This is a genomic window from Chryseobacterium hagamense, from assembly GCF_007991455.1.
Taxonomy (GTDB): domain Bacteria; phylum Bacteroidota; class Bacteroidia; order Flavobacteriales; family Weeksellaceae; genus Chryseobacterium; species Chryseobacterium hagamense.
This window is the reverse complement of the sequence record NZ_BJYJ01000007.1, coordinates 35,725-59,210: the sequence shown is the minus strand read 5'-3', so window position 1 is coordinate 59,210 and position 23,486 is coordinate 35,725. Positions and strand designations below refer to the sequence as shown.

The following is a 23,486-nucleotide window of genomic DNA, read 5'->3' as shown; positions in this document are numbered from 1 at the left end:
AATGATCTCTCTATAAAATAGGTGTTGGTCTTTCGTGAATTAAATTGCGCCGTGATGTAACAATTCATGAAGTCCGTTTGTCTTATTTCAAATGATTCAAAGTTCAAAATGAAAAAAACTGTAGGTTCGCTGTTTTTTCTATGGGGAATATTGGTGTTCTCACAGGAAAATGTAAAGAATGATACCATAAGCACCACCAGAACGGCAGAGATCCGTGAGGTGATCATTAAAGCCCGGCGTAAAAAACAGATGGCGGACCATTCTGTGTATACATTTGACAAAGAAGCCCTTGAAAAAGCAAGGTATGCCAAAGATTTGATCCAGACTTTACCGGAACTGCAGCTGGACCCCATCACCAACACGCTGAAGAGTACAAAAGGCGGAACGACCTTATTTTTAATCAATGGGATTGAGGCCACGGATATGCAGATCCGCAGTGTGGCGCCGGCCGAAGTGGTGAAAGTAGAGTACTACGACATTCCGCCGGCCCGCTGGGCCACCAGGGCGGATATGGTGGTAAACCTGGTTACCCGTTCTCTCGAAACCGGCTATGTTTTCGGAACCGACGTAAGCTCGGCGCTGAATACCGGTTTTGTAAACGGGTCAGCCTATGCCAGCTTTACCAAAGGAAAAAACAACATCGGCCTGGAGTATTCCATCAACCTCCGCGATTACAACAACCGGAAGGTTCACAGCATCTACGATTACCAGCTGGACGGCAGCCATTACCGGACCAATGAAAACAAGGTTGATCACTTCGGCTATACCTCACAGAATGTGGCGTTGCGGTATACGAGGATGGTTCCTGACCATTATGCTTTTCAGGCCAAACTGGATGCGGATATTTTCACCAGCTTCATCAAGGGAACCGGCGGCAGCATTTTTACCAAAGACAACACTGCCGAAGAGCACACCATGCTGAAGAACGGGTCTTCCAATTATACCACACCGACTTTAGATCTTTATTTTTCAAAAAATATAGGTAAAAAAGATGAGCTCAGCTTAAATGTAGTGGGTTCTGCCTTTACGACCCGTACTTCCGAATTTGCGAAAGAATGGGTGATTTCTTCCGGAGCTCCCGTCTTTGATAATGACATGAATCTGCAGACCCGGCAGACCGGCATTGTCGGAGAACTGGCCCATATCCATACTTTTGAAGCAGGAAAGCTTGCTTCGGGATACCGGATCTCCAATACGGCGATTTCCAATGACCTGCAGAACCTGGCCGGATTTTCGGAATACAGTGTGAATTACCTGGAGCAGTATTTTTATACGGAATTTTCAGGAAAAGTAAAGAAGTTCAGCTACCGGCTGGGAGCAGGCCTTACGAATATTCACAACAAAAGTGCTGAAAATACCTTCGATCAGTGGACTTTCACTCCCAAAGTTATTTTAGGATACCAGCTGAAAGATAATCAAAGCCTGCGTTTTACCAGCAGCTATAAACCGGTAAGTCCATGGAGTGCCGCTTTGAGCAGCAACATCGTACAGATGGCACCGAATATCGTACAACGCGGAAACCCGTTCCTTAAATCCCAGCAGATCTTTGGCAACAACCTGATTTATTCGTTCAGTAATAAACATTTTGATTTTAATGCCAATTTGTTTTACCAGTATACGGACCGGATCATCAACCAATATTATGTTGCAGATGAGAATTTCGGCTATGCGCTGACCTATGAAAATGCGAAAAATGCCCAGCGGTTCGGGCTTCAGTTATCAGGATCCTATAAGCCGTTCGGCAGCAGCCTGCTGGTGGTTAAGCTCAACCTGACTCCGGCCACGGAGACCGTCAGGACCAGCAAAGGGGCTCTGATTAAAAATGATTACCTGGCCAATAACCTGGTATTGTCTTCCGAATATAAATCCTTCAGTTTTCAGTACCAGCTGAATATTCCGGTTTATACGCTGAACGGTGCTTTCTTAAGTACCAACGAAAACCAGAACCATGCGTTTGCCAGTTATAAAAAGAAAGCGTGGACCTTTATGGCGGGGATGTACTGGATCGGCATGCCTTCGGAGTATAAAACCAAAAGCCTTCCGGAAAGCCTGGTGAATTACAGCCGGGTCAACCGGATCATGAACAACAAATCCATGTTCGTCTTAGGCTTCAGCTATGATTTTTCGAAAGGCAAAAAGACGGAACTGGATAAGAAACTAAACAATTATACGGCACCTGCCGCTACTTTTTAATCCGGTTCCTCATCTTCTTTTATGATTAAATATAAGAATCCGCCCGGGAATTTCCGGGCGGATTCTGTGATCTGTAATAATATGGATCTTATTTTTTGATGAACTTCGCAGCTTCCGGCTTCCGATTGTTTTTACCGGATACTTCAATAAAATAAGAAGCGGCAGGAAGATCGGCAACCTGGATTTTTCCGGACTGGATATCGGATGTTCTGATGAGTTTTCCGTCTACACTGTAGATTTTAGCCGTTGAGTAATCGCTGGTCTGCCCTTTGAACCCGATAAAATCCTGAGCGGGATTCGGGTATATCTGTAGTCCTGATTTTTTTGTGGCGGTTTCTCCCGTTGCAAGGAACGCCGAACTCAGTGCCTGCGCCCCGTCGGTTGTCTGGTTATTAATGCCGGCCACTGGTACGTTAACTACCGTCTGAATGGTTGTCAGCAAAGGAAATTTCTTTGTGCTGCTGTAATAGGAATAGGACGTATTGGTAATGGTTCCGATTGGTAAAAGGAAATTGGTATCGTTCGGTAAATGTAAATTGAAGGTTTGCACAGATTTCACCCGTAAGACGTTGGTGAACGTAGTACCACCCAGGATCAGGGTTCCGGAAGCGTTGGGGTTAATGGTGATGGTCCCTCTGCAAAGGCCGCTTATGGCAGTGGAAGAGAATGTTCCCTGGGCCTGGTCGGTTTCCGTTGCTGTTGTATATTGGGTAGGATAGCTGATGAACGTCCCGTTGTTGGCTGATAAATTCAGGGTGGCATCCGCCGTTACCAATCCGGTAATTTCGAGCTTGGAAGCGGTCTGCTTATAATATACCGTATTTCCGGTACCGGTCATTTTCAGGGTAGATCCTGGGAAAGTTGTAATCTCGCTCGCCGTAGGGGTAGAGTAGACGGTGGTGGCCGATCCTGCAAATGTCAGTGAACCGTTGTTGAACGTGGTATTGGCACCCGTGGCAGAATTGTCAGGCGTTCCGACAACGCCCAGGTAGGCTACCGATTCCCCGGCTACCGGATCATTGAATGCTTTGGTAATGGTGGTCTGGGCTGACAAAAGGCCTGCTGATGCCAGCAGAAGGAATAAAGTTTGTTTCATAAAATTTTTTGTTAAAGGTAAGCAAAAAAGACACCGTGGTATTCAGGTATTTTACGGATTCCAAAGCGGCGATCTCATTATTCACTAAATAATGATTTTTTATTGTTTTGGTTTTCCTTTGTATGAATGGGTTTCAGGAAAGCTGTCCACGTTGGAATATTTATTTCCGGAAGATTAAATATTTTATCTGATTTCTGAAAAATGTTGACAAGGCGATCAAAGCCGGATGATGAAAGTCTTCAGATAATCCAGCCTACCGATTTTTTCCAGGCTTCCATTTCTTTGTTTCTTTGCTCCAGATCTGCCGGCGCATGTTGGTTTTCTTTCCGGGCACGGCTTCTGATCAGGGCAGTCTGGTCTTCGAGTGAATTCAGTCCGAGTAATTTCCGTCTTTCGTTTACCTGATTCAGATCATCATATACATTCGGACTCAGCTGCCCATTTTCGTCCCAGTCGAACTGGGTTCCGTACAACTGCGGCCTTCCCTCGAAAACAGCAATCCGGTCGGAAAGATAGGCAATATTGATTCTCTCGGCATGGGATATAGGAGCAGAATCTTCCATCAGCTTCAGGCATTTTCTCATAAAATGCGGCTTGCCGATGGCATGCTGGATAACCATCCATGCCGCATCAGCAGCTTCCTGACCAACTTTTTCGGCCATAGGATATCCGATGCTATCAATGATTTCATTTAAGATCTCCGCGTTCTTATGGTGAAGGGCCTGCATTTCTTCATGATATCCATTGCCCAGTTCTCCTTTGCGGATCAATTCATCCCGAAGCTGAAGATCGGCGTTTTTAAGGCGGATCATTTTTTTAGCGATGCTTTTGAAATTCATGAGGTAAAAAGGATATTAATCCTGATAAAAGTTTTCCCTGCGGACGGCATATACCAACTCATCCTCCAGTTCACCGTTTTTGATCAGGGTTTTTGCAAATCGTGCTTCCGGTATGAATCCGTTCTTTTCCAAAACTTTCTGCGAGGCGGTGTTGCTGCCGAACGGACGTGCAAAAATACGTTCGATTCCCTCATAGTTCCGGAACGCAAAATCCACGGCCTGCCAAATGGCACGGCTGATGATTCCCATTCCCCAGAAAGGTTCGCCCAGCCAGTAGCCGAGTTCGGCATTTCTCCGGTGGATGTCGTCCTGAAGATGGATCCCGATGCCGCCTGCCGCTTCACCGTCCACCTCAATGGCAAAAATATGGGCAGAATCCGCCGCCATAGCAAATTCAATAAATCCGATACCGTCCTTTTCCGAGTAAGGATGCGGAAACCGGTCGGTCATATTCCGGGCAATATTTAAGTTGTCTGCATATTTTACCAGACTGCCGAGGTCTTCCTTTTCCCAGGATCTCAGCCTGAATTCTTTTTCCATATCAATTTTATGTAAAAGCAAATGTAGGGAATCTATGAGTCCTGCCCTTTAACAACGAATTAAATTTTATCAGCCGGACAGCTGAAGACTTTAAAAATTCAAAATTATTGATTAACTAAATTTATCGTTTACCATAAACTGATTTCATTCAATGATTAATTTCACATAGGTTTCGCCGTTCTCTCCTTCAGTATTGGTATTATATACGCTTTTCCCGACAACGGATTTCAGAAAACGGCGGACATCCCCGAGACCGCCGGCAAATTCAGCGCTCAGGTAACGGGATTGGCCAAAAACTTCCGGATCAATAAAATCTGAAATATACAGATTAAAACGGTCCAGCAGATCTTCCAGGGGATATTGGGAGTCTTCGTTGTCTTCCAGTTCAAAGCTCAGGGCAGTGACAAAGTTATTTTCTTCCGTATTTCTGTAAACAAAATTGTCTACAGATTCATAAACAGGCGTGCTGTATTTTTCAAGGGGAATCGGTCTGATGTTTTTCATCATGGGAATATTTAATTTTATATTGAAAAAGGAACTTCCGGCATCCGGCTTCCCTCTTCCGGCTATTTTTAGCTTACTTCAGTTTAATAAAAATCTTCAAGTTCCAGTTTTTTAATCCGGGCCACAATGGCTCCTCTGGTCCTTCCGAGATGGTCGGCAATTTCTTTGATCGGACATCCGTCACCGAACATACCGGCAAGCTCATCATCTTCATCCTGCGTCCATGGCTTATAAGCGCCTTTGTGGGTCGTTCTGATCTGTTCAAGAGAATACGCTTTCTCTGTTTTATTTCTGGTTTTTGCAGCAGTGGAAGAAGTTTTCTTTGGCAGATTGTTTTCTTCTTCTTCTTTTACTTTTACCACCTGAATGGAAGGCGATTCCAGAATAAAGGCATCCGGAAGTAAAGTTTCAGGAATAGAAAGGCTGTTTTTAGCCCGGGTTACGGCCACATATAACAGGTTGATCTCTTCATTGAACTTCGGGATGTTCAGCTCAAAGCTTTTCCGGTCTTCCCTGAGCTTGGCCAGCCTCTTTTCAGAGATGAAATCATTTACCAGCTCTACCGAATCGTATTCCATCCCTTTGCAGCGGTGAACGGTGGAGAAGATCATGTCGGCCTTGCTTTTATCATTGTCTGCTACATGTCGCTTTTTGATGGTATTGATGATTGCCGGAACTTCACTTTCATATTCTTTGATAATCTCCACCATCAGGGAGAGCTGCACATCTTCCGTTTTTTCGATATAGTCTTCGAGCTCACGGAGGTCTTTCATCGACCGGATCAGCTCGTCCCTGATCAGATGGCGTTTGTTGGTGTAAAGATTCAGGACATCATAAAGGGAGGCACCTTCATCGGCATACGTGTAAGAGTTGATATTGCCTTCAAAATAAATCTGTCTGGATTTTTTATTTTCCGTTACATATTCGATGGCTTTCAGCAGCAGTCCGAGATTGGTTCTCGCCAGGGTAGCCCTGGTCTTTACTTCTGTGCTGTTTCCTGCTCCTGTTATGGAAACAGAATTTTTAAAGTTTTCATCAAGGTAGCTTTTCAAATCCAGTATTTCGGAAGCCAGACCGGCAATATCGTGTCCGAACCGGAAGCTGGTGGAAAGGTGATAGGTGGCGAAGTCTGCTTTCTCCAGGGAATTTACGGCATACCGCCAGCTGTAGATCTGCTGATGGGTATCGCCGACAATGACTTTCACGGCTTTCTGGTTTAAGAAGAGGCCGAGCATCGCCGGAGAAGCATCCTGCCCTTCATCGAAGAGGATATAATCATAGCCGAGCTGCGGATTCAGCAGCTGGAATTTCTTCAGGTAAAAATCGTGGGTTACCTCAATTTCTCCCTTGTCCATTTTACTCAGCAGGAGCCGGGTCTGGGCAATGATGTAGTCGTAGAATGTTGAAACGAATGCTTTGGCTTTCGGATCGGTCACGGTATCGAGGTAGTTCAGGTCCTGTACTTTCCTTTTGTCGCTGTTACAGAAATAGGCAATGCATTTGTTGATATGGTTGGCGACAATATATTCGGCATGTTTCTCGCCGTTACCCTGCAGGTTCAGGAGAGCGGCGATTTCATGGGTTTTATAGCCCTGTGCACGGACTTTATAATTGTGCCGGAAAACGATATGCCGGAAAGCCAGCGAATGGGCGGTTTCCACCGTGACGTTATGAAGCCCTTTATCGGCAAACTTTACAGCTGCTTCCATTCTCACGGCTTTGTTGAAGACCAGATAAAGGATTTTGCTTCCTGCAGGTCGCGTTGCAGCATATTCGATAACGGTGGTGGTTTTCCCCGATCCTGCTACGGCGTTGATCTTAATGTTTCCGGACGAGTTGATGATGTCCTGCTGTTCTTTTGTTAAATTCATCGGTTTTGTGTTTTTGGTGTATTGATTATATCAGTAAGTCAGAATAATTACGGTTGGTGTTTACTCCAACAAATGATAATTTTCCAGTCTGAAATTTTTTATTAGACTTTCCGCATCCGGTCTTCTTTCGTCATGGCGGTGAATATCAGCCCCTGCTGAAATGAGGGTTCTGAATATTTTTCTGAGCTGCTGCAACAGAATACCGTCAGACAAATCCGTATTCGGATGATTGATCATCTGACTGGCATCCAGAATGGCGCGGTGCAAGCAATTGTTACCGTACGAATCCATCGCGTTTGGATCTGCATTGCGGTTCAGCATCTGCTGAAAAAGAGCAAAAGCCTGGTCAAACCGGGCAGTATCTTTCTGAAGCGTAAAGGAATTAAAAATCATGGCCCGGATGCAATCATGAAGAACAGGTGCCGTCCACTCGTTGATGGCGGAGGTTTCCATGAAATTGACGTCTGCTCCTTTTTCGATCAGAAACCTGGCGATATCGAAGTTCCCGGTTTTAAAAGCCACCTGCAGCCCGGACTGTCCGTCGTTCTTTTTAGGCGGTGACAAGCTGCATGTGGTAAGATAAGCCTTATCCGCTTCAACAAGTTCCGCTACTTTTTGAATGTTGCCATCCGTAATGGCTTTGAAATAAGTTCTGATCTCTTTCTTCTTCATCCGGCAATTCTTTTAGTATTTACTCCAAAAATTCTTCATTAATAAAATCATATCCTTTTTCCATCAGCATTTTCAGGTATTCTTCAAAGCTGCCGGCGATGACGCTTAATTCATCCGGATCATGGACAAAACGGATGATCTGTCCTTTTGTCCCTTTTTCCGACGGACTGAAATCGATGAACAGCTGCGAGGTCCCGCCGTTGTTCATGCAGTCTGAAAAATGGAGCCATTTCATATCTTTTACCGTGGTGGTAATCTTTTCGTCCACATCCACTTCATCATATTCCCGTTCGATATAATCTTTATAATATCTCACTGCCAGATCATGATTTTCGATCATTTCACCGGAAGACAGGAGGTAATAGGGATATTCTTCCATATCGGAACCGAGAAAGTAAAAGGCTATTTTCTCACCACCATATTCCCGCCAGTAGGTCCCGTCCACAAATTTCAGAAGATCAGTCAACGCTTCAGGAATTTCCGGGTAAAGTTCTTTAAGCTTCTGAATATTTTCTTCAGCAGCGCCATGTTTTATTTTTTCAAAATGGTCCCAGCTTTCTTTGCCCTGATTTTTAAAGTACGCTTTTTTCAGTCCGGCAATGTACTGTTCAGCAGTCGGATTCATGTTTTTTATTTTAAATGTACGGAATTCCGTTGAATTTTTACAGCAGGGTGAACCTGCAATATAAGGTCCTGACTAATTTTTGAATCAAAGATCTATTTTCTCTATGCTTAAATCAGCGTATCAAAAATAGGATCAGCCGGCTAATTCAGTGAAGCTACCCTGTCAGTTTTGCAAAGCGGATGTATTTTTGAACTAAATCGATTCCGCCAATTACATTTCCTTTTCAAAACGGAAGCCCTGCGCCTGCAGATATTCGTCCAGGTCTACTTCAAACGGAAGATAATACCCGTTATCGAGGTCATAAACCGCACTGCTGGAGTCCGAAGCTTCGAGAAATCCAAGGACTTTTGAACGGGTCTGCTCTTTGGCTTTTTTCCAGCACTGCCTCAGGAATTCGTGTTCCAGCCCGGACTGGTTTTCCCAGTAGCCGCTGGTATCCAGCCGGTTGTCTGCATTAAGGTTTCCGGTATACTGAATATCATTTTCATCCAGCACTTTCCGGCACAGGTCCTGAAGGTCTGCCTGCGTATAATCTTTAAAGCCATGCTCATTCAGGTGAAGCTCTGCGATATGAATATTTTTATCAGGTGCATAATAGGCGTAGTTGGGCATGGCAAAGAGGAAGCTCAAAGGGCTGGCGGCGTAATAATACAGGCCAATCACTTCCACTTTCCGGTCATCTTCCCTGAAAGTGTCGGTTGAATTTAAAACCTTTATCAGAAAATCCGTGACTGCTTTTTCCCGCGGGAAAAGAACGGTTTCCTGAAAGGCTTCATCTATTTTTGATTCCAGATTCTTCATAAGTAGCTGTTTGAGGGATAAAAATAAGGAAAAGACTTTGGAAAAGCAGCGCCTGCATTATTTTTTAAGCATTTCTTTTAAGATGCCGGTGCTTCTGTCAGCCCCTTTTCGGAATATTTTTCAAGTAACTATTTCCGGTTCAGGTCTGTAATCAACAATCCGTTGAACTGTCGCAGCTGGTCTATCCGCTTTTCAGTTTCGGAGGGAGCCGGATTCTGTTCCAGCTGTTTAAATTCATCGGTGGTGAGTCCTACGATCTGTAAGAAGGCAACTTCTCCGTGTGGCGTGTCTATCTTTCCGAGTTCGGGATCGGGGACAAAAGTGAGTGCTGTGATGTCGGTATCATATCCTACCCGGATCGGTCCGTTGGCCGGGATCAGGTGGTATTCTTCAAACCATTTGCCGGATTGGAAGACATACCGTGCCAGATTCTGGAGGAGATTGCAGACCCAATGGATGTTGTCATCTTCCTGGTTCATCTTCAGCCTGAAAGTCAACTCAAACCCGAATTTACTGAATTCGCCGCCGGCACTTTTTTCACGGTAATACAATTCCGAGAATCCATAGGTCACAAAATGGAAATGCTTGTCCTGTTTTTCGCTCCGGTATACACTGATGCCGTCCAGCGGGTCATTGCCGCCGACTGCATAATGGAGTGGCGGTGCAAAATGAAGCGGTTCCTGCCCGGGATAGATTTTTTCCAGTTCCTGATCAATGCATTCCCAGCCGACGGCATTGTCTTCGGTAAATTGTTTTCTGTATTCTTCTGTGTTCATTGGTGGATTTTTGAGGAATTAAGGTACGGAAAAATTAATAAAGGACTACAATTCCGTAAGATGAAGAGGAATGAATCTGTCTATTTCAGCATGTATTCTTTCGCGGATCCAGTATTTTTCATTTTCGGATAAGTCGTTTAAAAGATGGTTGTTGTTTTCATTAAAATCGGTTATTGCATCTTCCAGTAATTCAGTTTTAATTTCAGACATCCGATGTGGATTATCGATATCCGGCTTGCCTGTTTTTGAAACGGCACTTTTTAACCGATTCAGAGTAATATAATTTCTCAGCTCTTCCACAATAAATGATAAGTCCTCTGTTTTGGAGGAAACTCCTGGAATGAATGACCATTTTTCGGCTTCATGAAATTTGTCTTCTTCATCAAATTCCGGATTTTTCAATTTAACAATGGGCCTCGAAAAAATTGTGTGGTCGGTCTGGTTAAAAGGTTTCACTACCACGCCCTCAATTAGGTTGTCCTTCAGCTCGGGAAGGCCGAAGTCTTTCGGAACAGCAGAGTTGATTCTGATATTGAAATTCAGGGCTTCATTAAATTTTCCAATGAATAAAGGTTTTGCATAAAATATTCCGAACTGCTCAAAATAATCCATTGCTGTTTCGTAATCCAAGTAATATTTGGAAGCGGGGCCAGCTGTTTCTAAAGCGATATCAAAAGCACAGAATTCTATAGAAGGTGCGTAATATACTCCGGTTTGAATAGCATGAATATCTTTTACACGCTCAACCTCAGCATGGGGATATTTACCACCGAAGAGTTCACCATAAATGATGTATTTCTCAGCAACAATTTCGCTGCTCAACTTTTCAAAAAGACGAAGAATCCGGTCTTCCAGTTTGTTAACTACAAGTTGAAAACCGAAAAAATCGTCGGTCCAAGAAAGATATTCTTTTCTTTTGGCAAATTTAAGGTTGCCGTTTTCATAGACAAAACTGAAGTTGGCACCGTGTACTTTTTCCGTGACCACCCATTTCAGCTTTTCCATTTGTGAAAAGTCGTTTTCGCTGAGTCCTAATTTTTTTAAGCTGCTGGGCATTTTTTCGTAGCCTGAGAATTCATTCATTGTTTTAGTTGATAATATTTTGTCAGTTTTTAGCATCAAAGATAGGACTCATCAGATTTTTGTTACTCATAAATCCTTTCTATTTCCAATAAATTGGCCAAGGTTTTCAGCTGGCTTCAATGGTAATACTATAATTTCCGGAAGCAAGTTCTACTTGGGTGTATATTGTCTTTTCCCAAATATAAAAGAAATTCCCAACACTAAAATTCCGGCCATTACGCACAGAAGAATCGTTAGGTTTCTGTTTTCAGTTTTCAGGGCTTCGTATCTGGATTCGGCCAGATCGGCTTTTCTTTTAAGCTTTTTAATGTAGATGTCCGGCTTGTTTGTTTCAAGCTCAAAGTCTTCTATAAAAGGCTTTACAACGGCATATTCATCCTGGATCAGATATTCTTTCTCCAGATCCTGTAAAATTTTCAGGTCTTCCTTCGTGACGTTTTTCAGGGGTCTGGTATAAGTGCAGAATTCAGAGTAGAGCAAGCCGGTATCGGGCTCGATATATCCGAAAATCAGATATTCGGTATTTTTATTGTAAGACAGATCGCATGACCTGAGCGGGGATGAAAAAAGGACAGCCTCTTTTTTGTAAAATTTTCCATAAGCCTCCGACTTGTAAATTTTCCCGACCTGTATTTTGCTGAGGTAATCATGTGAGGTCTTGAACCCCGAAGGAATCTGAACAATATCATACACTTTTCCTGTAAACACAAAATCTGCATGCTTAAAGGATTCCTGAATGCTCATGTTCTCGCATTTGCATCCGGATAATTTTGCTGCAATCAGAAATGATAAGATAAGTAGTTTTATTTTCATGGGTATTTCAGGGAGATGTGTAAGGGCATACGGTTACATTTTCTTTTTCATCAAAGGCAACTGCATCACATCGATTTTCCCTTTCTTATTGGGATAATACAATGATTTTCCATCGAGAATAAAAAATTCGTCCCGGATGTTGTCTTCATAGGCGGCGATATCTTCGATTTCAAACTCGAAGACATTGGAATCCTTATTAGCTTTATTGAAAATAAGGTAGTTGCTGAGATTGTGGGTCCTGAAACCGAGCTGTGAAAAAATTTTTTTGGAAACACTTACGGAATTTTCCTTATTAAGGATATTTTGCCTATCTATATACGGAGCCCTGCCGCTGCTTTTTACATAAGGTGACTTCAGAATATTGATATAATTTGCTTTTTTATCAAAATAAACGGTTGCCATTTTGAAGCCGTCGCTTAGCGTATTTCCGGAATCATCCTTTTTCGGAATGTAGCTGATCTTAATGGTAATGGAATCCGAATTGTTTCTGGATTCTTTCATTTTTACTTTGGCAAATTCTTTCTTAAGGTCGGGATTCAGCAGAACCCTGTTTCCGGAAAGCTTCCAATGGCCCTCATATTTTTTTCCATAATCGTTGTAGATGAAAGTGGAGTCCGTTTTTAATTCAATATAACTTGCTGCCGGGTTGAGTCTGTTGAGAAGTCCTTCGCCATATATTCCTGCAATGTCTTTTGTTTGAGAATGAAAAACAGAAGCCATTAATAGTAAAGCAACTGAAAGAATGGTTTTCATGATTTTAACTGATGTTTAAAACGGTAAAAATAAATAAAATATCATGGTTTTCTGCCAAAACACATTCCAAATAACACTTACAGCCATCATAGAGGTTGTCCGTTCAGATCCGTCGTCAGCACTTCGCTCATGTAATCGAAGAAAGGTCGCATGGCCAGGAAGGTGAGGACTGCTTCTTTCGCGAAATCATCCGAAAAAACTTCCTGATCGGTAAACGGCCGCATGACGACGTACTGCTTTTTTCGGATAAGGCCGATGGCGGGATGGCTTTTATCGAAACCTCTCGGTGCTGTTTTCACTGAGTCGCCTTTTAATTCTTTAAAATAGTTGATGAAAGTCCGGTCTGAAGTAATCTTATCAATTTCCGTGGTGCTGATCTCCAATTCCTTGCGGATGCGGAGCAAGTCTTTGGCATCCGGTCCCCAGAATCCGCCGCCCACGAAGCTGTTGCCGGGTTCCAAATGGATGTAATAGCCTCCTCTCAGCATCGGTTTCAGGCGGGAATACCCGGCTCCGAAGTGGGTCTTGTACGGCGTCTGGTCCTTGGAAAACCGGATATCCCGGTAAATGCGGTACATATGGATGCCGTTTACCCGGTCATGCTGCTGAAGTTCGGCGTAGATCCGGTTGAAAAGGGCTTTGTTTTCTTTTACCACCGCTTCGTATTCCGCTTTGTGGGCGGCAAACCATTCGCGGGTGTTGTTTCTTTCGAGCTGTTTAAGGAATTCAAAGGCTTTTTTCATCTTACGATTTTTAGCAAAAGTAAAGTAATTTATTTGGTGTAGTCTCCCGAAACAATGGATTTTTCCATTACGTTTACAATCTCGGAAACAGGGATGGAAAACACGCCGGCATTTCCTTTGTCAAATTCTTTTTTCCAGTAAGAATATCCATCCACTTCAATGGAGTCGGGCATCCGGCGGGTATCTTTTTTAATGCTGATGACACTTTGATCCAATGCTTCTTCCGTTATCGGAAGGTGGCTTATTTTATCGGCAATCCCTTCCGGATGATGGGGATCTTTCATCTTTAATCCGTTGATTGAGATATGGATCACTTTTCCGCTGGCCGGATATTCTTCAGTTTTTAAAATTTTCAGGATCGAGTTTTCTTCTCCCGGTCTGGTTTTATAGTTCCATTCCTGGCCCACACGGTATTTCATGCCGTCTTTTTTTGTGCAGCTGAAGAAAAATAAAAGGATGACAGCTGCTAATGGATATAGTTTAATCATCGATGGTTCATTTAATTTTTTACAATATTAATCAATTCAGGTTTTCCAGAATTGCATTCACCTGATCCACAATTTCTTTTTTCTCTAAAATTTTTTCATCATACTTTACCTTAAGCTTTGTTTTTTTCCAGAAAGGAAACAGGACCAGGCCGGAATTTCCGATGTCGACAAGGGTAGCATCGGGATATTCAATTTCTACAACTGTTTTAAATACCGTGTTTCCTTTTAGGTAGTTGGTTGTTCTGACTCTGTTGGTCAGTAAATCAAAGGCCTGGACGATTCCGTCGTCTAAATTTCCGAATGCTTCGCTGAAGTGCGTATGATGTACACCGTAGCCCACCACCAATTCCCCAAAAGTGGTTGAAATCCAGAATTCTGAATTTTTAAGAGCCAAAGATTCGGTTCCGTCTTCGTCTTTTGAATACTCAACTTCATCTCCTAATCTATCAATGAGGACCTTTTTGATATCTTCAAATTTCTTTTGGTTAAGGTTCATGTTTTAATTGAGGTTGAAGTTTGGGTTTAAGATTTAAAAAGTTCTGGTAAGTTGCATTAGCAAGAAGCTTTCACTATTTCATATCAAACCTGATTCTTTTAATCCATCTTTTTGAATCGGTATGGATTTTATCCCGTCCGTGCAGCATTAAATCGTTTCTGAATAAGATCAGGTCGCCTTTTTCCAGCTTAATTTCGAAGGAAAGGCTTTTGAAGAGCTTATCGAGTTTATTTAATTCATCAATTTCCGTTACCTCAAGCCTGGAAAAAGATTCCATCGTAATCCGGTCGTAGCAAAGGGCATAGTTTCCGTCTTCAAATGATAAAATACTTCTCAGCTGATTTCCGAATTTCCATTTTTTACCCAGCATTTTCTGCTTTTCGTCTTCGGTAAGGTGGTTTAAAAGACTGCTCAACAGCATAAAGGTATTCGTACCCTGGCCTTCCTCATCCGGCTCCATGCACAATAGGCCTATCGTATTGGGAATGGTATCGAAATCGGCACAATCAGTGTGTAGTGGAAAGGCTAAATTGGAGTTGGCAATAGAGGTGAAAAAGTTGTTATGGCGGACAATGGTTACATCAAAAACCGATTTTCCGTTATTATTCCGTCTCTCGTTTAATGCGGTTCCCAACCGGCTGATGAATGATTGCAGTTCTTCGTCGGACAGAGGGAAATTTTTTATCACCAGCGGATATCCCTGCTGCAGGTCTTCTTTGATGGTAGCCTCATTGGGATGTTCTCCCCACTGATAACTAATTAACCAGCCTGGTTCTTCCATCGATTACGATAATCATTGCTCCGTCCTGCCCATGCCTAGGAAATTTACTAATTTTTTCTTCCATGTCTGTAATCCTAAGGTAGTCATCATATTCGCCTTTTTCGATAACATAATAGGTACAGGATATTTTTTCGATAAAATCTTCCCACTTTAGTTCTACATTGGCGGGAATATTCGTCTGTTCATGGATTTTATCGATCAGCTGCCCGATTGAGGATGAATTTTCATCGATATCGACTTCAATCATTTCTGGAAATTCGTCGTATTCAATGGAGAATTCCGGTTTTAATTCGATTTTCATTTTAAGAGGATTAATTTTTAGGCAGCTAAACTAAGAAAAATCGGGGCAATGTAAGAAGGGAATAAGAAATAAATCACGAATGGTATTAATGCTGATCATCCAGAAGTATAAATATTGGTCTTTTAAACCTACGGAAGACTACGGAAGTCTCCCGCAAGTTGCGGGAAATAAAATACAGTTGTATTTTATGACAAACAGGTATGTTTATAACAAAATACAGTTGTAGGAGATTACAAACAAGGTTGTTTTAAACCTCGGAAAGACTACGGAGGTTACAAACAGGAGTGTTTGTGACTAAAGAAGTTTTGAAATAATTTAAAATGACCGAAAGCCTCAGGGAATTCTCTTAAAATCTGATTACAGATCAAATACTTTTTCTATAATGCTCTTAGACTTTGCCTTTGACAAAATCATTTTGCTTTGATCAAAGACGGAGGTTAATTTTTTTCCTGCCGGTCCAGCGTAATGGTTATTTTATTTTTTCTCTGCTGTACTTTGATGGTATTGCCCTGTTCAAAGCCGATTTCCTGAAGCCATTTGCCGCATAAACGGATTTCAGGAAGTAGGTTAGGTCGCCGGGAATTGGAATTTCCGGTGTATTTTCCATATACTTTCAGATGACGATCCCTTTTGTATTGAAATTTTTTTTCTTGCTTCATCATGCGGATTTATTGTTGTAAAAGTATAATTAATTATAATTAAAAACAAATAAAACCGCATTAAATTATAATTTTAACTATTTTGAAGATGATTTTCAGGTCTTTAGAATTTTACGATATTTGCGGGAGAAGTTAATCATTGAGCCCTGTGTCGAAAATAAATTTAAATAGAATAAAGTCTGTCTTAGCGGAAAAAAATAAAACCAGTAAGGATCTCGCTGGTCATTTGGGAAAAACAGAATCCACCGTTTCACGCTGGTGTACCAATGAAGTCCAGCCTTCCATTGAAACACTTTATGAAATATCTAAATTTCTGAAAGTAGATATCCGGGAATTACTGGTATCGACGGGTTCATGATCAAAGATCAATTAAAGATAGCATTAGGTAAACGCATTATCATGCTTCGCGGAAAGAAAGGCTGGAGCCAGTCTGATCTTGCCCGTGCCTGCAACAAAGACCGCCAGGCCATCGAAAAACTGGAAAACGGCAAAGTGAATCCTACGCTTTATACATTGCTGGAACTGGCCAACGCTTTGGAGGTTTCTTTACCGGAGCTGGTGGATCTGAGGTGATGCTTTACAAGACGGGCGCGAGCCTGGAAACTCGCGCCAGCGTAGATTCCTGGAAAATCCCTACAGCGAGTGGTATCAACGGGTACTTTCAGCGGAAAGCGCTCCCTCGCTGATATCCGCAGCCTGAAGGCTTTTAAGGGCCGATTTGGTGGAAGACGTCGTACTTCCGCCGATGATGTAGAGTTTATCGTTATAGATTTCCGCAGCGGCATGTCTTCTGGGAATCATATTGGAGGATAACTGATGCAATGTGTTGGTCTCCGTATCGAAATAGGCTAAGAACGTCTGATTGTTACTTCCGCCTGCAATAAAGATCTTGTGACCGGATACCGCCAATGAATGACCGGCTATTGCCAAAGGCATTTTATATTGCTCCGTCCAGACATTTTTGCTGAGATCGTAAACATTGACCAGACGGGAAGGCGTACCGTTGAAACCGCCGATGACATACAGCTTATCCTTTACAATTTTGCCCTTTGTTTCCCTGGCCGTGGGCATATCGGGTAGGGGATGCCAGGTATCGGAAGCAATATCATAGTACTGGAACCTGTTGGAAAATACAGTGGTGGCAGCATTATTCAGCCCGCTGCCGCCGAACACATAGATTTTTCCGTTATGGAGGGCAGAACCTGCATTTCCCGTGTAGGCACGGTTCACCGCTCCTTTTGTGATTTTATTGGTTTCAAGGTCCAGGATTTCAAGGTGGCTGTTTCCCCAGCCATTGAAAATATAGATTTTATGACCATCCGTCTCGGAATTACCGAATCTTCTGGGAAGCAGCTTGGCGTTGACAACACTCCAGCGGTTATTTTTAATGCTGTATTTCTCGATAAAAGTGGCATTGCCGTCATTGTCCCTGTACCCGTTACTCACATAAATGTCATCATCTGCAACGGCACTGCTGATCCCTCCTCTGCGAACGGATAGATCCGCCAGATGCTTAAAATTCAGGGTTTGGGCATTCGCCAGGAACAAGCTGAAAATGAAGAAGAGAAATGATAGTTTTTTCAATGGCGGTGAGGTTTTGTTGAATTGATTTTTAAAGATAGCGAAAAAATAAGGAGTGTAAATCGCCGATGTTAAGTTTGTCGTGTGCTTTACGCAGAATAGTCTTTCTGTGGAGGGAGAGTTGAGGTATCAATGCAAGTATAGGATACGAGCCTGGAATCCTGCGGCGGCGGTAACTTTCACCAAATCCGTCAGGTTTTATGGTTAAGCTTTAGCCTTAGGTAATAAAAGTATTGATCATTTTCTTCACAATCCAACTTCCGTCTTCCTGTTTTTCCAGCAGGTATCCGAAGCCGATCCCGAAAGAAGTATCGAAGAAGATTGATTCGATATATACGGTATGGTCGTTGAGATAAAGCGGATTTGAAAATTGGTAAATCCTGTTCCGCTGATCCGTTTCTTTTTTGCCCGCCAGCCTGATGTCTGGATTGATGGTTTTATCCAGCGGAATGGAATCAAAAACATACTGTTTCTGCTTTAACAGATGTAAAGAATCCGATCTTCTCTCATCCAAGCGGCTGTGATTTAAATCAAGAATGCGGACAATACTTCTGCTGGAAGTAGAAGACAGTCCCGGCTCTTCTCCGGATAGTTCTTTTGCCGTCGGAACATATACCGCTAACGGCTGAAGTTCTTTATTGATGGTGTATTGAAGATGGGCGGATTCCCTGCGGGCCGATTCGTTTTTCAGGACGGCATTCAGAATGCAGTTCAGTTCAGCACTTTCTTCTTTTTCAGTTTTGGAACAGCTGAGCAGAAGAATACCCGAAAGCACCGCCAGGAAAATCCGGATCACGGTTTCTGCAGGTATTGCTCCAGCTTCGCCATCATTTCGTCTTTCTCTTTCAGCATTCTTTCGTACAGGGCTATTTTTTCTTCGTGAAGTTGCAGAACTTTGTCTATAGGATGGAAAGAAGGATTATAGTTGATTCCATTAAGTATGGAACCATTGTCAAAAGTATTGGAAATAATATTGACCGCCTGTTCGTCGTCCATGTTTTCAATGGCTTCCACGGGAATTTTCAGAAGTTGTGCTATTTTTTCTAAAATATCCTGTTCTACGGTTTGTTTCTGTTCCAGCAAGGAAACCTTCTTCTGGTTCCAGTCTTCTCCCAGATCGAAAGCCAGCGCTTCCTGCTTGATGCCCAGCATTTCCCGGAACCGCTTGATGTTCCTGCCCTGATGTATTTTCTTGTCCTGCATATTTGTGTATTTTAAGAAAAACAAAGATAAGTAAAAGTTTTTCGGATTGGAAATGGAGTGGGTGGGTAAATTATTCTGGGAGGATTGGGTGTTTTTGTTGATATCTTCATTCTTTTGCTAGCGCGAGCGTGTCGCTCGTGCTTTACGCGAAGAGTTTTCTGTTGGGGTAAAAGACTTGTGGAAGTGGGGCACGAGCTTGGAAGCTCGCGCCGGCGGGGGAAACAGTTTTATTCGATTAATCCTTCGATAATATCAAAAATTACATTAAAGTTTTCAAAATCTTCTTTTGATGCGTTTTTACAAACCCAACTACAAAAATTTTTTTTCTCATCCTTATTAACTTCGCAATGCTCTCTTTGATATTTTATTCCTCTGGTTATACCAGATTCACTTTTAAAATCTATATATGCATCTTTTTCTTTAATTGCTTTTTCTATAAGAGTTTTAGGAAAGAGATTTTCAATTCCATTTTTTATAAATCCATTTTCTAAAGTTGGGATTATTCTTCTGTAATGGTGCCCAAAATCTTCATTTTGCTTTTGAGTGTCACAATCATAAAGAAAAATTTTTATTTGTGGTATTGTTTCCCAACTATCTTTCTTCAATTCACTCCATAGTTTGTCCAAATTTCTAAATCCATCTCTTTGTCTTAATTCAATTTTCCCTAATAGTTCAGATTTGCCTAATAATTCGGCAGCCTTGATTATATAAGTTATATCGTGATCGCCTTCTAAAAAAATCACAGGTTTTAATTTTATTATGTTGTCTGATTTTGAAACTATTTCACCATTTTTCCATGGATTGTAATATTTTTTAGCAATTTTAATTAACGTTTGAAATAAATTCTCAACTAAAATAAAGTAATCTTCAATATAGTTTACCTCTATAAGCTCAGGACTCTTTTCAATACAAAAATAATTGTAATTTATTTTTTTTATTTTTTTACTTGTATTTAAAAAAGACGGAGTTGGTAAAAATGGCGGATAACGCTCACTCACTTCATATTCTTCCAAATGATTTCTTTCAGTAGTTTTATTTTTAAAAAAAGAATCACTATCCTTCTCTACCTGCTCTTCATATTTTTTATATATTTCTTGATTCCATTCATTTACTTTTTCTCTTAAAAAATCTTCAGATAAATGATTGTGGAGATTTACTAATAGGTTGCTAAGTTGTTTAAAATATTCGTCTATAGTGTTTTGATTAGTTGTATTGACAACTTGAAGAATTTCGTTTTCAAAACTTACCAATCCTTCTTTCCAAATATCAATTGATGTTTCAAAATACTCTTTTTTCCAAGAATCAGGATTTTTTCTAATTTCAGAATATTCTTGGACTTTTGATTTATCTAAAAAATCCCACAATTCATTTACTGTAATATTTCTAAAAGGAAAATTTAGTGTCATGATTTTGTTTTTGAGATTAAATATATGAATTAAATTATTATTGATTTAGTAATAAAACCGCCCAGAAAAAATCTGAACGGTTTAATTTTCTTGGTACGAACGAAATGCTCGCATAAGATTTGTTACTTCTCAATGATATTTTGTTTAAACTTATCTATCTCTTTATCAACTTGCAATATTATATAGTACAATTGAGTATATTTTTCTATAAGATCTGAAGAGTTATTATTTAGTTTTGAAACTTCCATTATTTTCTCCCTTAAATTACTAATGTAATTGTTAAGATTAGCTGAATTTTCTTTTTCTATGTCATTACTTATTTCATGGATTTTTTCGTAATAATCATTAACAGAATTATTTATATCAAATAAGTTTATACCTTTAGGTATTTTATTTTTCAAAGCAATTTTTTTAACTTGATATATTGTTGTTTTAGCTTTTTCATTAATATTTGAATATTTAACAACTTTAAATTTAGAAAAAATTTCTTTTTTTGTTTTACGTATAATTCTCACATTAAATAATGACCAAACTGCACCTGCAATCGAAATAACTGAGGAGACTACTCCTAATTTTATTGTCCAATCCATTAGATAAGATACATGTAACTAATGTCAAAATCTCGGGTTATTCCGCTTGCTTCAATTGGATGTTGCATTGGTTCTAATAATTTATCCCAAAATTCTTGATCAAAACTATCTCTTAAAAACATGTATCTAAAAACTGAAATTAATGTGCTTCTAGAAATTCCCATTACAGGATTTGTACGACATTCATAATGTTTTTCATATTCATAAAAGTTATAATATTTTTTCTTTAACCATTCACTGTCGGCATAATTTGTAATTTCATCGACTTGTTCTTTAGTTACAGAAAAATATGGCTGTAAATCTTCATGTAAATTGTTTTCCTCTAATAAAGGATAAAGTTTTTGATACCATGCATAAGCGTAATCATTTGGAATCAAATTACTTGTTGCAGGATTTAATTTAGTTTGAAGAATTTGAAACCTTTGTAAATTAAATATTGCTTTTCCAATCTCTTTCATTTTGTTAGTGTTTATTGATTATATTTATTTTGTTCGAAAATAAAACCGCTCTGAAATCAGAACGGTTAATATGTATTTGTCTCGGTCGCTGACCGTTACATCATTCCTGGCATTCCTCCGCCCATTGGCATGGCCGGTTCGTCTTTTTTCACTTCAGTGATCACACATTCAGTGGTTAATAACATTCCGGATACGGAAGCCGCGTTTTCAAGGGCTACTCTGGTTACTTTCGTAGGGTCGATGATTCCTGCTTCAAGCATATTGACGTATTCGTCGGTTTTCGCGTTGTATCCGAAGTCGGCAGTTCCTTCTGCTACTTTGGCTACGATTACGGAACCTTCACCTCCGGCGTTGGCCACGATTTGTCTCAACGGCTCTTCGATCGCTCTTTTTACGATTTTGATACCAGTGGTTTCGTCAGAGTTGATTCCGGTAAGGTTTTCCAGGGAAGAGATGGCTCTTACCAAGGCAACACCCCCTCCGGCAACGATTCCTTCTTCTACGGCAGCTCTTGTTGCGTGAAGCGCATCATCTACTCTGTCTTTTTTCTCTTTCATTTCCACTTCGGAAGCAGCCCCTACGTAAAGTACGGCAACTCCACCGGCTAATTTAGCCAGTCTTTCCTGAAGCTTTTCTCTGTCGTAGTCGGAAGTTGTAGTTTCCATTTGAGCTTTGATCTGGTTGACTCTTCCTTTGATCTTGCTTTCTTCGCCGCCACCGTTTACGATAGTGGTGTTGTCTTTATCGATGGTTACTTTCTCAGCAGTTCCCAGCATATCCAGAGAAATGTTTTCCATGGTGAACCCTTGCTCTTCAGAGATTACGGTTCCGCCTGTCAGGATCGCGATATCTTCCAGCATTGCTTTTCTTCTGTCCCCGAATCCTGGAGCTTTTACCGCAGCAATTTTAAGGGAACCTCTCAATTTGTTTACTACCAAAGTAGCCAACGCTTCACCTTCCACTTCTTCAGAGATAATCAATAGCGATTTACCACCTTGTGCGATTGGCTCAAGAACCGGAAGCAATTCTTTCATGGAGGAGATTTTCTTCTCTACCAGAAGGATGTATGGGTTTTCTACCTCAGCCACCATTTTCTCAGGGTTGGTTACGAAGTACGGAGACTGGTATCCTCTGTCGAACTGCATCCCTTCTACAACGTCTACCGTTGTATCGATACCTTTCGCTTCTTCTACGGTGATTACCCCTTCTTTACCTACCTTTCCGAAAGCCTCAGCGATCAGAGCACCGATGGTTTCGTCGTTGTTGGCAGAAACGGAAGCGACCTGCTTCACCATTTCCGTAGAATCACCTACGGTTTTAGACTGGGATTTCAGGTTTTCCACCACAGCGGTTACCGCTTTGTCGATCCCTCTTTTCAGGTCCATCGGGTTAGCCCCTGCTGCTACGTTCTTCAGACCTTCTCTTACGATCGCCTGAGCCAGAACGGTAGCGGTAGTGGTACCGTCACCTGCGATGTCATTGGTTTTGGAAGCGACTTCCTTCACCATCTGGGCACCCATGTTTTCTACTCTATCCTCAAGTTCGATTTCTTTTGCCACGGAAACCCCGTCCTTGGTTACGTGAGGTGCACCGAAAGATTTCTCAATCACTACGTTTCTCCCTTTAGGACCTAAGGTTACCTTTACTGCATTTGCCAATGCATCAACCCCTCTTTTTAAAGCGTCTCTAGACTCGATATCGAATTTTATTTCTTTTGCCATAATTTTTGATTGTATTTTGTATTAATGTACTTTGTACAATGTATAATGAATTTTATATTCATGAAATCATTTTACATGAATACATTTTACTTTTTACAGATTAACCAATAACTCCTAAAAGATCTCCTTCTTTTACAATTAAATAATCTTTTCCATCCAGTTTCAGCTCAGAACCGGAGTATTTTCCGTAAAGTACTTTGTCGCCTACCTGTACGGTTGTCGGCTCGTCTTTTTTACCAGGACCTACGGCCACTACGGTACCTTCCTGCGGCTTTTCTTTAGCGGTGTCCGGAATAATAATCCCTGAAGCGGTTTTTGTTTCTGCAGCGATCGGCTCGATCAAAACTCGGTCTGCTAATGGTTTAAAGTTTACTGACATAATATGTTTAATGTTTTAATTATTGCTGACTTGTATTTCCCTAATAGTATGCCATCGGCAGTCTGTGACGGAAATGGCAGAATTTTTTTGAAAGAACTGAAATTTTGGCAGAAA

29 protein-coding genes are annotated in these 23,486 nt (G+C 41.3%); 3 read left to right on the top strand and 26 right to left on the bottom strand.

The window, feature by feature from the left end:
* The first annotated feature begins 108 nt into the window (after positions 1–108).
* On the top strand, positions 109–2,193 hold the full coding sequence (locus tag CHA01nite_RS08945; protein ID WP_146940976.1) for a TonB-dependent receptor domain-containing protein: 2,085 nt from the start codon (positions 109–111) through the stop codon (positions 2,191–2,193).
* An 88-nt stretch (positions 2,194–2,281) separates the two neighbouring features.
* Here CHA01nite_RS08945 and CHA01nite_RS08940 read toward each other — a convergent pair whose 3' ends face one another.
* From CHA01nite_RS08940 to CHA01nite_RS08855, 18 genes are all read right to left on the bottom strand, one after another.
* On the bottom strand, positions 2,282–3,289 hold the full coding sequence (locus tag CHA01nite_RS08940) for a T9SS type A sorting domain-containing protein (protein ID WP_146940975.1): 1,008 nt from the start codon (positions 3,287–3,289) through the stop codon (positions 2,282–2,284).
* Positions 3,290–3,528: 239 nt separating this feature from the next.
* Positions 3,529–4,128: a DUF6624 domain-containing protein gene (locus CHA01nite_RS08935; protein ID WP_146940974.1), complete on the bottom strand. Its 600-nt coding sequence runs from the start codon at positions 4,126–4,128 to the stop codon at positions 3,529–3,531.
* A 15-nt stretch (positions 4,129–4,143) separates the two neighbouring features.
* Positions 4,144–4,668 (bottom strand): GNAT family N-acetyltransferase, encoded by a 525-nt coding sequence (locus CHA01nite_RS08930; RefSeq protein ID WP_146940973.1) that lies wholly within the window; start codon positions 4,666–4,668, stop codon positions 4,144–4,146.
* A gap of 144 nt (positions 4,669–4,812) precedes the next feature.
* Positions 4,813–5,175 carry a hypothetical protein gene (locus tag CHA01nite_RS08925; protein WP_146940972.1) on the bottom strand — a complete coding sequence of 121 codons (363 nt, stop codon included), beginning with the start codon at positions 5,173–5,175 and terminating at the stop codon, positions 4,813–4,815.
* A gap of 80 nt (positions 5,176–5,255) precedes the next feature.
* Positions 5,256–7,043 carry a UvrD-helicase domain-containing protein gene (locus CHA01nite_RS08920; protein ID WP_146940971.1) on the bottom strand — a complete coding sequence of 596 codons (1,788 nt, stop codon included), beginning with the start codon at positions 7,041–7,043 and terminating at the stop codon, positions 5,256–5,258.
* Positions 7,044–7,103: 60 nt separating this feature from the next.
* Positions 7,104–7,715 carry an ankyrin repeat domain-containing protein gene (locus tag CHA01nite_RS08915; protein ID WP_146940970.1) on the bottom strand — a complete coding sequence of 204 codons (612 nt, stop codon included), beginning with the start codon at positions 7,713–7,715 and terminating at the stop codon, positions 7,104–7,106.
* 19 nt (positions 7,716–7,734) lie between these two features.
* Positions 7,735–8,340 (bottom strand): SMI1/KNR4 family protein, encoded by a 606-nt coding sequence (locus CHA01nite_RS08910; protein WP_146940969.1) that lies wholly within the window; start codon positions 8,338–8,340, stop codon positions 7,735–7,737.
* A gap of 210 nt (positions 8,341–8,550) precedes the next feature.
* A complete protein-coding gene (locus CHA01nite_RS08905) occupies positions 8,551–9,141 on the bottom strand; it encodes a hypothetical protein (protein ID WP_146940968.1) in 591 nt (196 codons plus the stop codon).
* Between the two features lie 128 nt (positions 9,142–9,269).
* The gene (locus CHA01nite_RS08900; protein ID WP_146940967.1) at positions 9,270–9,917 is read right to left on the bottom strand and encodes a suppressor of fused domain protein; all 648 of its coding nucleotides are present in this window, start codon (positions 9,915–9,917) and stop codon (positions 9,270–9,272) included.
* Positions 9,918–9,962: 45 nt separating this feature from the next.
* A complete protein-coding gene (locus CHA01nite_RS08895) occupies positions 9,963–11,000 on the bottom strand; it encodes an RNA ligase family protein (RefSeq protein WP_146940966.1) in 1,038 nt (345 codons plus the stop codon).
* Between the two features lie 150 nt (positions 11,001–11,150).
* The gene (locus CHA01nite_RS08890; RefSeq protein WP_146940965.1) at positions 11,151–11,813 is read right to left on the bottom strand and encodes a hypothetical protein; all 663 of its coding nucleotides are present in this window, start codon (positions 11,811–11,813) and stop codon (positions 11,151–11,153) included.
* Positions 11,814–11,846: 33 nt separating this feature from the next.
* Positions 11,847–12,566, bottom strand: a complete 720-nt coding sequence (locus tag CHA01nite_RS08885) for a hypothetical protein (RefSeq protein WP_146940964.1) — start codon at positions 12,564–12,566, stop codon at positions 11,847–11,849.
* Positions 12,567–12,652: 86 nt separating this feature from the next.
* A complete protein-coding gene (locus CHA01nite_RS08880) occupies positions 12,653–13,309 on the bottom strand; it encodes a DUF2461 domain-containing protein (protein ID WP_146940963.1) in 657 nt (218 codons plus the stop codon).
* 29 nt (positions 13,310–13,338) lie between these two features.
* Positions 13,339–13,797: a hypothetical protein gene (locus CHA01nite_RS08875; protein WP_146940962.1), complete on the bottom strand. Its 459-nt coding sequence runs from the start codon at positions 13,795–13,797 to the stop codon at positions 13,339–13,341.
* Positions 13,798–13,828: 31 nt separating this feature from the next.
* The gene (locus CHA01nite_RS08870; RefSeq protein ID WP_146940961.1) at positions 13,829–14,293 is read right to left on the bottom strand and encodes a hypothetical protein; all 465 of its coding nucleotides are present in this window, start codon (positions 14,291–14,293) and stop codon (positions 13,829–13,831) included.
* A gap of 73 nt (positions 14,294–14,366) precedes the next feature.
* Positions 14,367–15,074 carry a TauD/TfdA family dioxygenase gene (locus CHA01nite_RS08865; protein ID WP_146940960.1) on the bottom strand — a complete coding sequence of 236 codons (708 nt, stop codon included), beginning with the start codon at positions 15,072–15,074 and terminating at the stop codon, positions 14,367–14,369.
* Positions 15,049–15,375: a hypothetical protein gene (locus tag CHA01nite_RS08860; RefSeq protein WP_146940959.1), complete on the bottom strand. Its 327-nt coding sequence runs from the start codon at positions 15,373–15,375 to the stop codon at positions 15,049–15,051. Before CHA01nite_RS08860 ends, CHA01nite_RS08865 begins: the two co-directional genes overlap by 26 nt.
* A gap of 437 nt (positions 15,376–15,812) precedes the next feature.
* Positions 15,813–16,037, bottom strand: coding sequence for a SymE family type I addiction module toxin (locus CHA01nite_RS08855; RefSeq protein WP_146940958.1), 225 nt, complete (start codon positions 16,035–16,037; stop codon positions 15,813–15,815).
* Between the two features lie 145 nt (positions 16,038–16,182).
* Between CHA01nite_RS08855 and CHA01nite_RS08850 the strand changes: the two genes are divergently transcribed.
* The gene (locus CHA01nite_RS08850; protein WP_146940957.1) at positions 16,183–16,392 is read left to right on the top strand and encodes a helix-turn-helix transcriptional regulator; all 210 of its coding nucleotides are present in this window, start codon (positions 16,183–16,185) and stop codon (positions 16,390–16,392) included.
* Positions 16,389–16,607 (top strand): helix-turn-helix domain-containing protein, encoded by a 219-nt coding sequence (locus CHA01nite_RS08845; RefSeq protein WP_146940956.1) that lies wholly within the window; start codon positions 16,389–16,391, stop codon positions 16,605–16,607. Before CHA01nite_RS08850 ends, CHA01nite_RS08845 begins: the two co-directional genes overlap by 4 nt.
* A 75-nt stretch (positions 16,608–16,682) precedes the next feature.
* Here the strand turns inward: CHA01nite_RS08845 and CHA01nite_RS08840 are convergent, their stop codons facing one another.
* The 8 genes from CHA01nite_RS08840 to CHA01nite_RS08805 all read right to left on the bottom strand — a co-directional run bounded on the left by CHA01nite_RS08840 (position 16,683) and on the right by CHA01nite_RS08805 (position 23,372).
* Positions 16,683–17,618, bottom strand: coding sequence for a Kelch repeat-containing protein (locus tag CHA01nite_RS08840; protein WP_146940955.1), 936 nt, complete (start codon positions 17,616–17,618; stop codon positions 16,683–16,685).
* Between the two features lie 214 nt (positions 17,619–17,832).
* On the bottom strand, positions 17,833–18,411 hold the full coding sequence (locus CHA01nite_RS08835) for a hypothetical protein (protein ID WP_146940954.1): 579 nt from the start codon (positions 18,409–18,411) through the stop codon (positions 17,833–17,835).
* Complete coding sequence (locus CHA01nite_RS08830; RefSeq protein WP_146940953.1) at positions 18,408–18,818, bottom strand: helix-turn-helix transcriptional regulator; 411 nt, start codon at positions 18,816–18,818, stop codon at positions 18,408–18,410. The genes CHA01nite_RS08835 and CHA01nite_RS08830 overlap by 4 nt, the downstream gene beginning before the upstream one ends.
* Positions 18,819–19,045: 227 nt before the next feature.
* On the bottom strand, positions 19,046–20,224 hold the full coding sequence (locus CHA01nite_RS08825; RefSeq protein WP_146940952.1) for a hypothetical protein: 1,179 nt from the start codon (positions 20,222–20,224) through the stop codon (positions 19,046–19,048).
* 122 nt (positions 20,225–20,346) lie between these two features.
* Complete coding sequence (locus CHA01nite_RS08820; RefSeq protein ID WP_146940951.1) at positions 20,347–20,814, bottom strand: hypothetical protein; 468 nt, start codon at positions 20,812–20,814, stop codon at positions 20,347–20,349.
* Positions 20,814–21,272: a hypothetical protein gene (locus tag CHA01nite_RS08815; RefSeq protein WP_146940950.1), complete on the bottom strand. Its 459-nt coding sequence runs from the start codon at positions 21,270–21,272 to the stop codon at positions 20,814–20,816. The genes CHA01nite_RS08820 and CHA01nite_RS08815 overlap by 1 nt, the downstream gene beginning before the upstream one ends.
* Before the next feature lie 95 nt (positions 21,273–21,367).
* Complete coding sequence (groL, locus tag CHA01nite_RS08810; RefSeq protein ID WP_146940949.1) at positions 21,368–22,993, bottom strand: chaperonin GroEL; 1,626 nt, start codon at positions 22,991–22,993, stop codon at positions 21,368–21,370.
* Positions 22,994–23,093: 100 nt separating this feature from the next.
* Positions 23,094–23,372: a co-chaperone GroES gene (locus CHA01nite_RS08805; RefSeq protein ID WP_066755045.1), complete on the bottom strand. Its 279-nt coding sequence runs from the start codon at positions 23,370–23,372 to the stop codon at positions 23,094–23,096.
* Positions 23,373–23,486 lie beyond the last annotated feature (114 nt).

What these genes read in the sequence shown, in the direction of transcription:
- CHA01nite_RS08945 (WP_146940976.1), top strand. Translation starts at nt 109, where the DNA reads ATGAAAAAAACTGTAGGTTCGCTGTTTTTTCTATGGGGAATATTGGTG.
- CHA01nite_RS08940 (WP_146940975.1), bottom strand. Translation starts at nt 3,289, where the DNA reads ATGAAACAAACTTTATTCCTTCTGCTGGCATCAGCAGGCCTTTTGTCA.
- CHA01nite_RS08935 (WP_146940974.1), bottom strand. Translation starts at nt 4,128, where the DNA reads ATGAATTTCAAAAGCATCGCTAAAAAAATGATCCGCCTTAAAAACGCC.
- CHA01nite_RS08930 (WP_146940973.1), bottom strand. Translation starts at nt 4,668, where the DNA reads ATGGAAAAAGAATTCAGGCTGAGATCCTGGGAAAAGGAAGACCTCGGC.
- CHA01nite_RS08925 (WP_146940972.1), bottom strand. Translation starts at nt 5,175, where the DNA reads ATGATGAAAAACATCAGACCGATTCCCCTTGAAAAATACAGCACGCCT.
- CHA01nite_RS08920 (WP_146940971.1), bottom strand. Translation starts at nt 7,043, where the DNA reads ATGAATTTAACAAAAGAACAGCAGGACATCATCAACTCGTCCGGAAAC.
- CHA01nite_RS08915 (WP_146940970.1), bottom strand. Translation starts at nt 7,715, where the DNA reads ATGAAGAAGAAAGAGATCAGAACTTATTTCAAAGCCATTACGGATGGC.
- CHA01nite_RS08910 (WP_146940969.1), bottom strand. Translation starts at nt 8,340, where the DNA reads ATGAATCCGACTGCTGAACAGTACATTGCCGGACTGAAAAAAGCGTAC.
- CHA01nite_RS08905 (WP_146940968.1), bottom strand. Translation starts at nt 9,141, where the DNA reads ATGAAGAATCTGGAATCAAAAATAGATGAAGCCTTTCAGGAAACCGTT.
- CHA01nite_RS08900 (WP_146940967.1), bottom strand. Translation starts at nt 9,917, where the DNA reads ATGAACACAGAAGAATACAGAAAACAATTTACCGAAGACAATGCCGTC.
- CHA01nite_RS08895 (WP_146940966.1), bottom strand. Translation starts at nt 11,000, where the DNA reads ATGAATGAATTCTCAGGCTACGAAAAAATGCCCAGCAGCTTAAAAAAA.
- CHA01nite_RS08890 (WP_146940965.1), bottom strand. Translation starts at nt 11,813, where the DNA reads ATGAAAATAAAACTACTTATCTTATCATTTCTGATTGCAGCAAAATTA.
- CHA01nite_RS08885 (WP_146940964.1), bottom strand. Translation starts at nt 12,566, where the DNA reads ATGAAAACCATTCTTTCAGTTGCTTTACTATTAATGGCTTCTGTTTTT.
- CHA01nite_RS08880 (WP_146940963.1), bottom strand. Translation starts at nt 13,309, where the DNA reads ATGAAAAAAGCCTTTGAATTCCTTAAACAGCTCGAAAGAAACAACACC.
- CHA01nite_RS08875 (WP_146940962.1), bottom strand. Translation starts at nt 13,797, where the DNA reads ATGATTAAACTATATCCATTAGCAGCTGTCATCCTTTTATTTTTCTTC.
- CHA01nite_RS08870 (WP_146940961.1), bottom strand. Translation starts at nt 14,293, where the DNA reads ATGAACCTTAACCAAAAGAAATTTGAAGATATCAAAAAGGTCCTCATT.
- CHA01nite_RS08865 (WP_146940960.1), bottom strand. Translation starts at nt 15,074, where the DNA reads ATGGAAGAACCAGGCTGGTTAATTAGTTATCAGTGGGGAGAACATCCC.
- CHA01nite_RS08860 (WP_146940959.1), bottom strand. Translation starts at nt 15,375, where the DNA reads ATGAAAATCGAATTAAAACCGGAATTCTCCATTGAATACGACGAATTT.
- CHA01nite_RS08855 (WP_146940958.1), bottom strand. Translation starts at nt 16,037, where the DNA reads ATGATGAAGCAAGAAAAAAAATTTCAATACAAAAGGGATCGTCATCTG.
- CHA01nite_RS08845 (WP_146940956.1), top strand. Translation starts at nt 16,389, where the DNA reads ATGATCAAAGATCAATTAAAGATAGCATTAGGTAAACGCATTATCATG.
- CHA01nite_RS08830 (WP_146940953.1), bottom strand. Translation starts at nt 18,818, where the DNA reads ATGCAGGACAAGAAAATACATCAGGGCAGGAACATCAAGCGGTTCCGG.
- CHA01nite_RS08825 (WP_146940952.1), bottom strand. Translation starts at nt 20,224, where the DNA reads ATGACACTAAATTTTCCTTTTAGAAATATTACAGTAAATGAATTGTGG.
- CHA01nite_RS08820 (WP_146940951.1), bottom strand. Translation starts at nt 20,814, where the DNA reads ATGGATTGGACAATAAAATTAGGAGTAGTCTCCTCAGTTATTTCGATT.
- CHA01nite_RS08815 (WP_146940950.1), bottom strand. Translation starts at nt 21,272, where the DNA reads ATGAAAGAGATTGGAAAAGCAATATTTAATTTACAAAGGTTTCAAATT.
- groL (WP_146940949.1), bottom strand. Translation starts at nt 22,993, where the DNA reads ATGGCAAAAGAAATAAAATTCGATATCGAGTCTAGAGACGCTTTAAAA.
- CHA01nite_RS08805 (WP_066755045.1), bottom strand. Translation starts at nt 23,372, where the DNA reads ATGTCAGTAAACTTTAAACCATTAGCAGACCGAGTTTTGATCGAGCCG.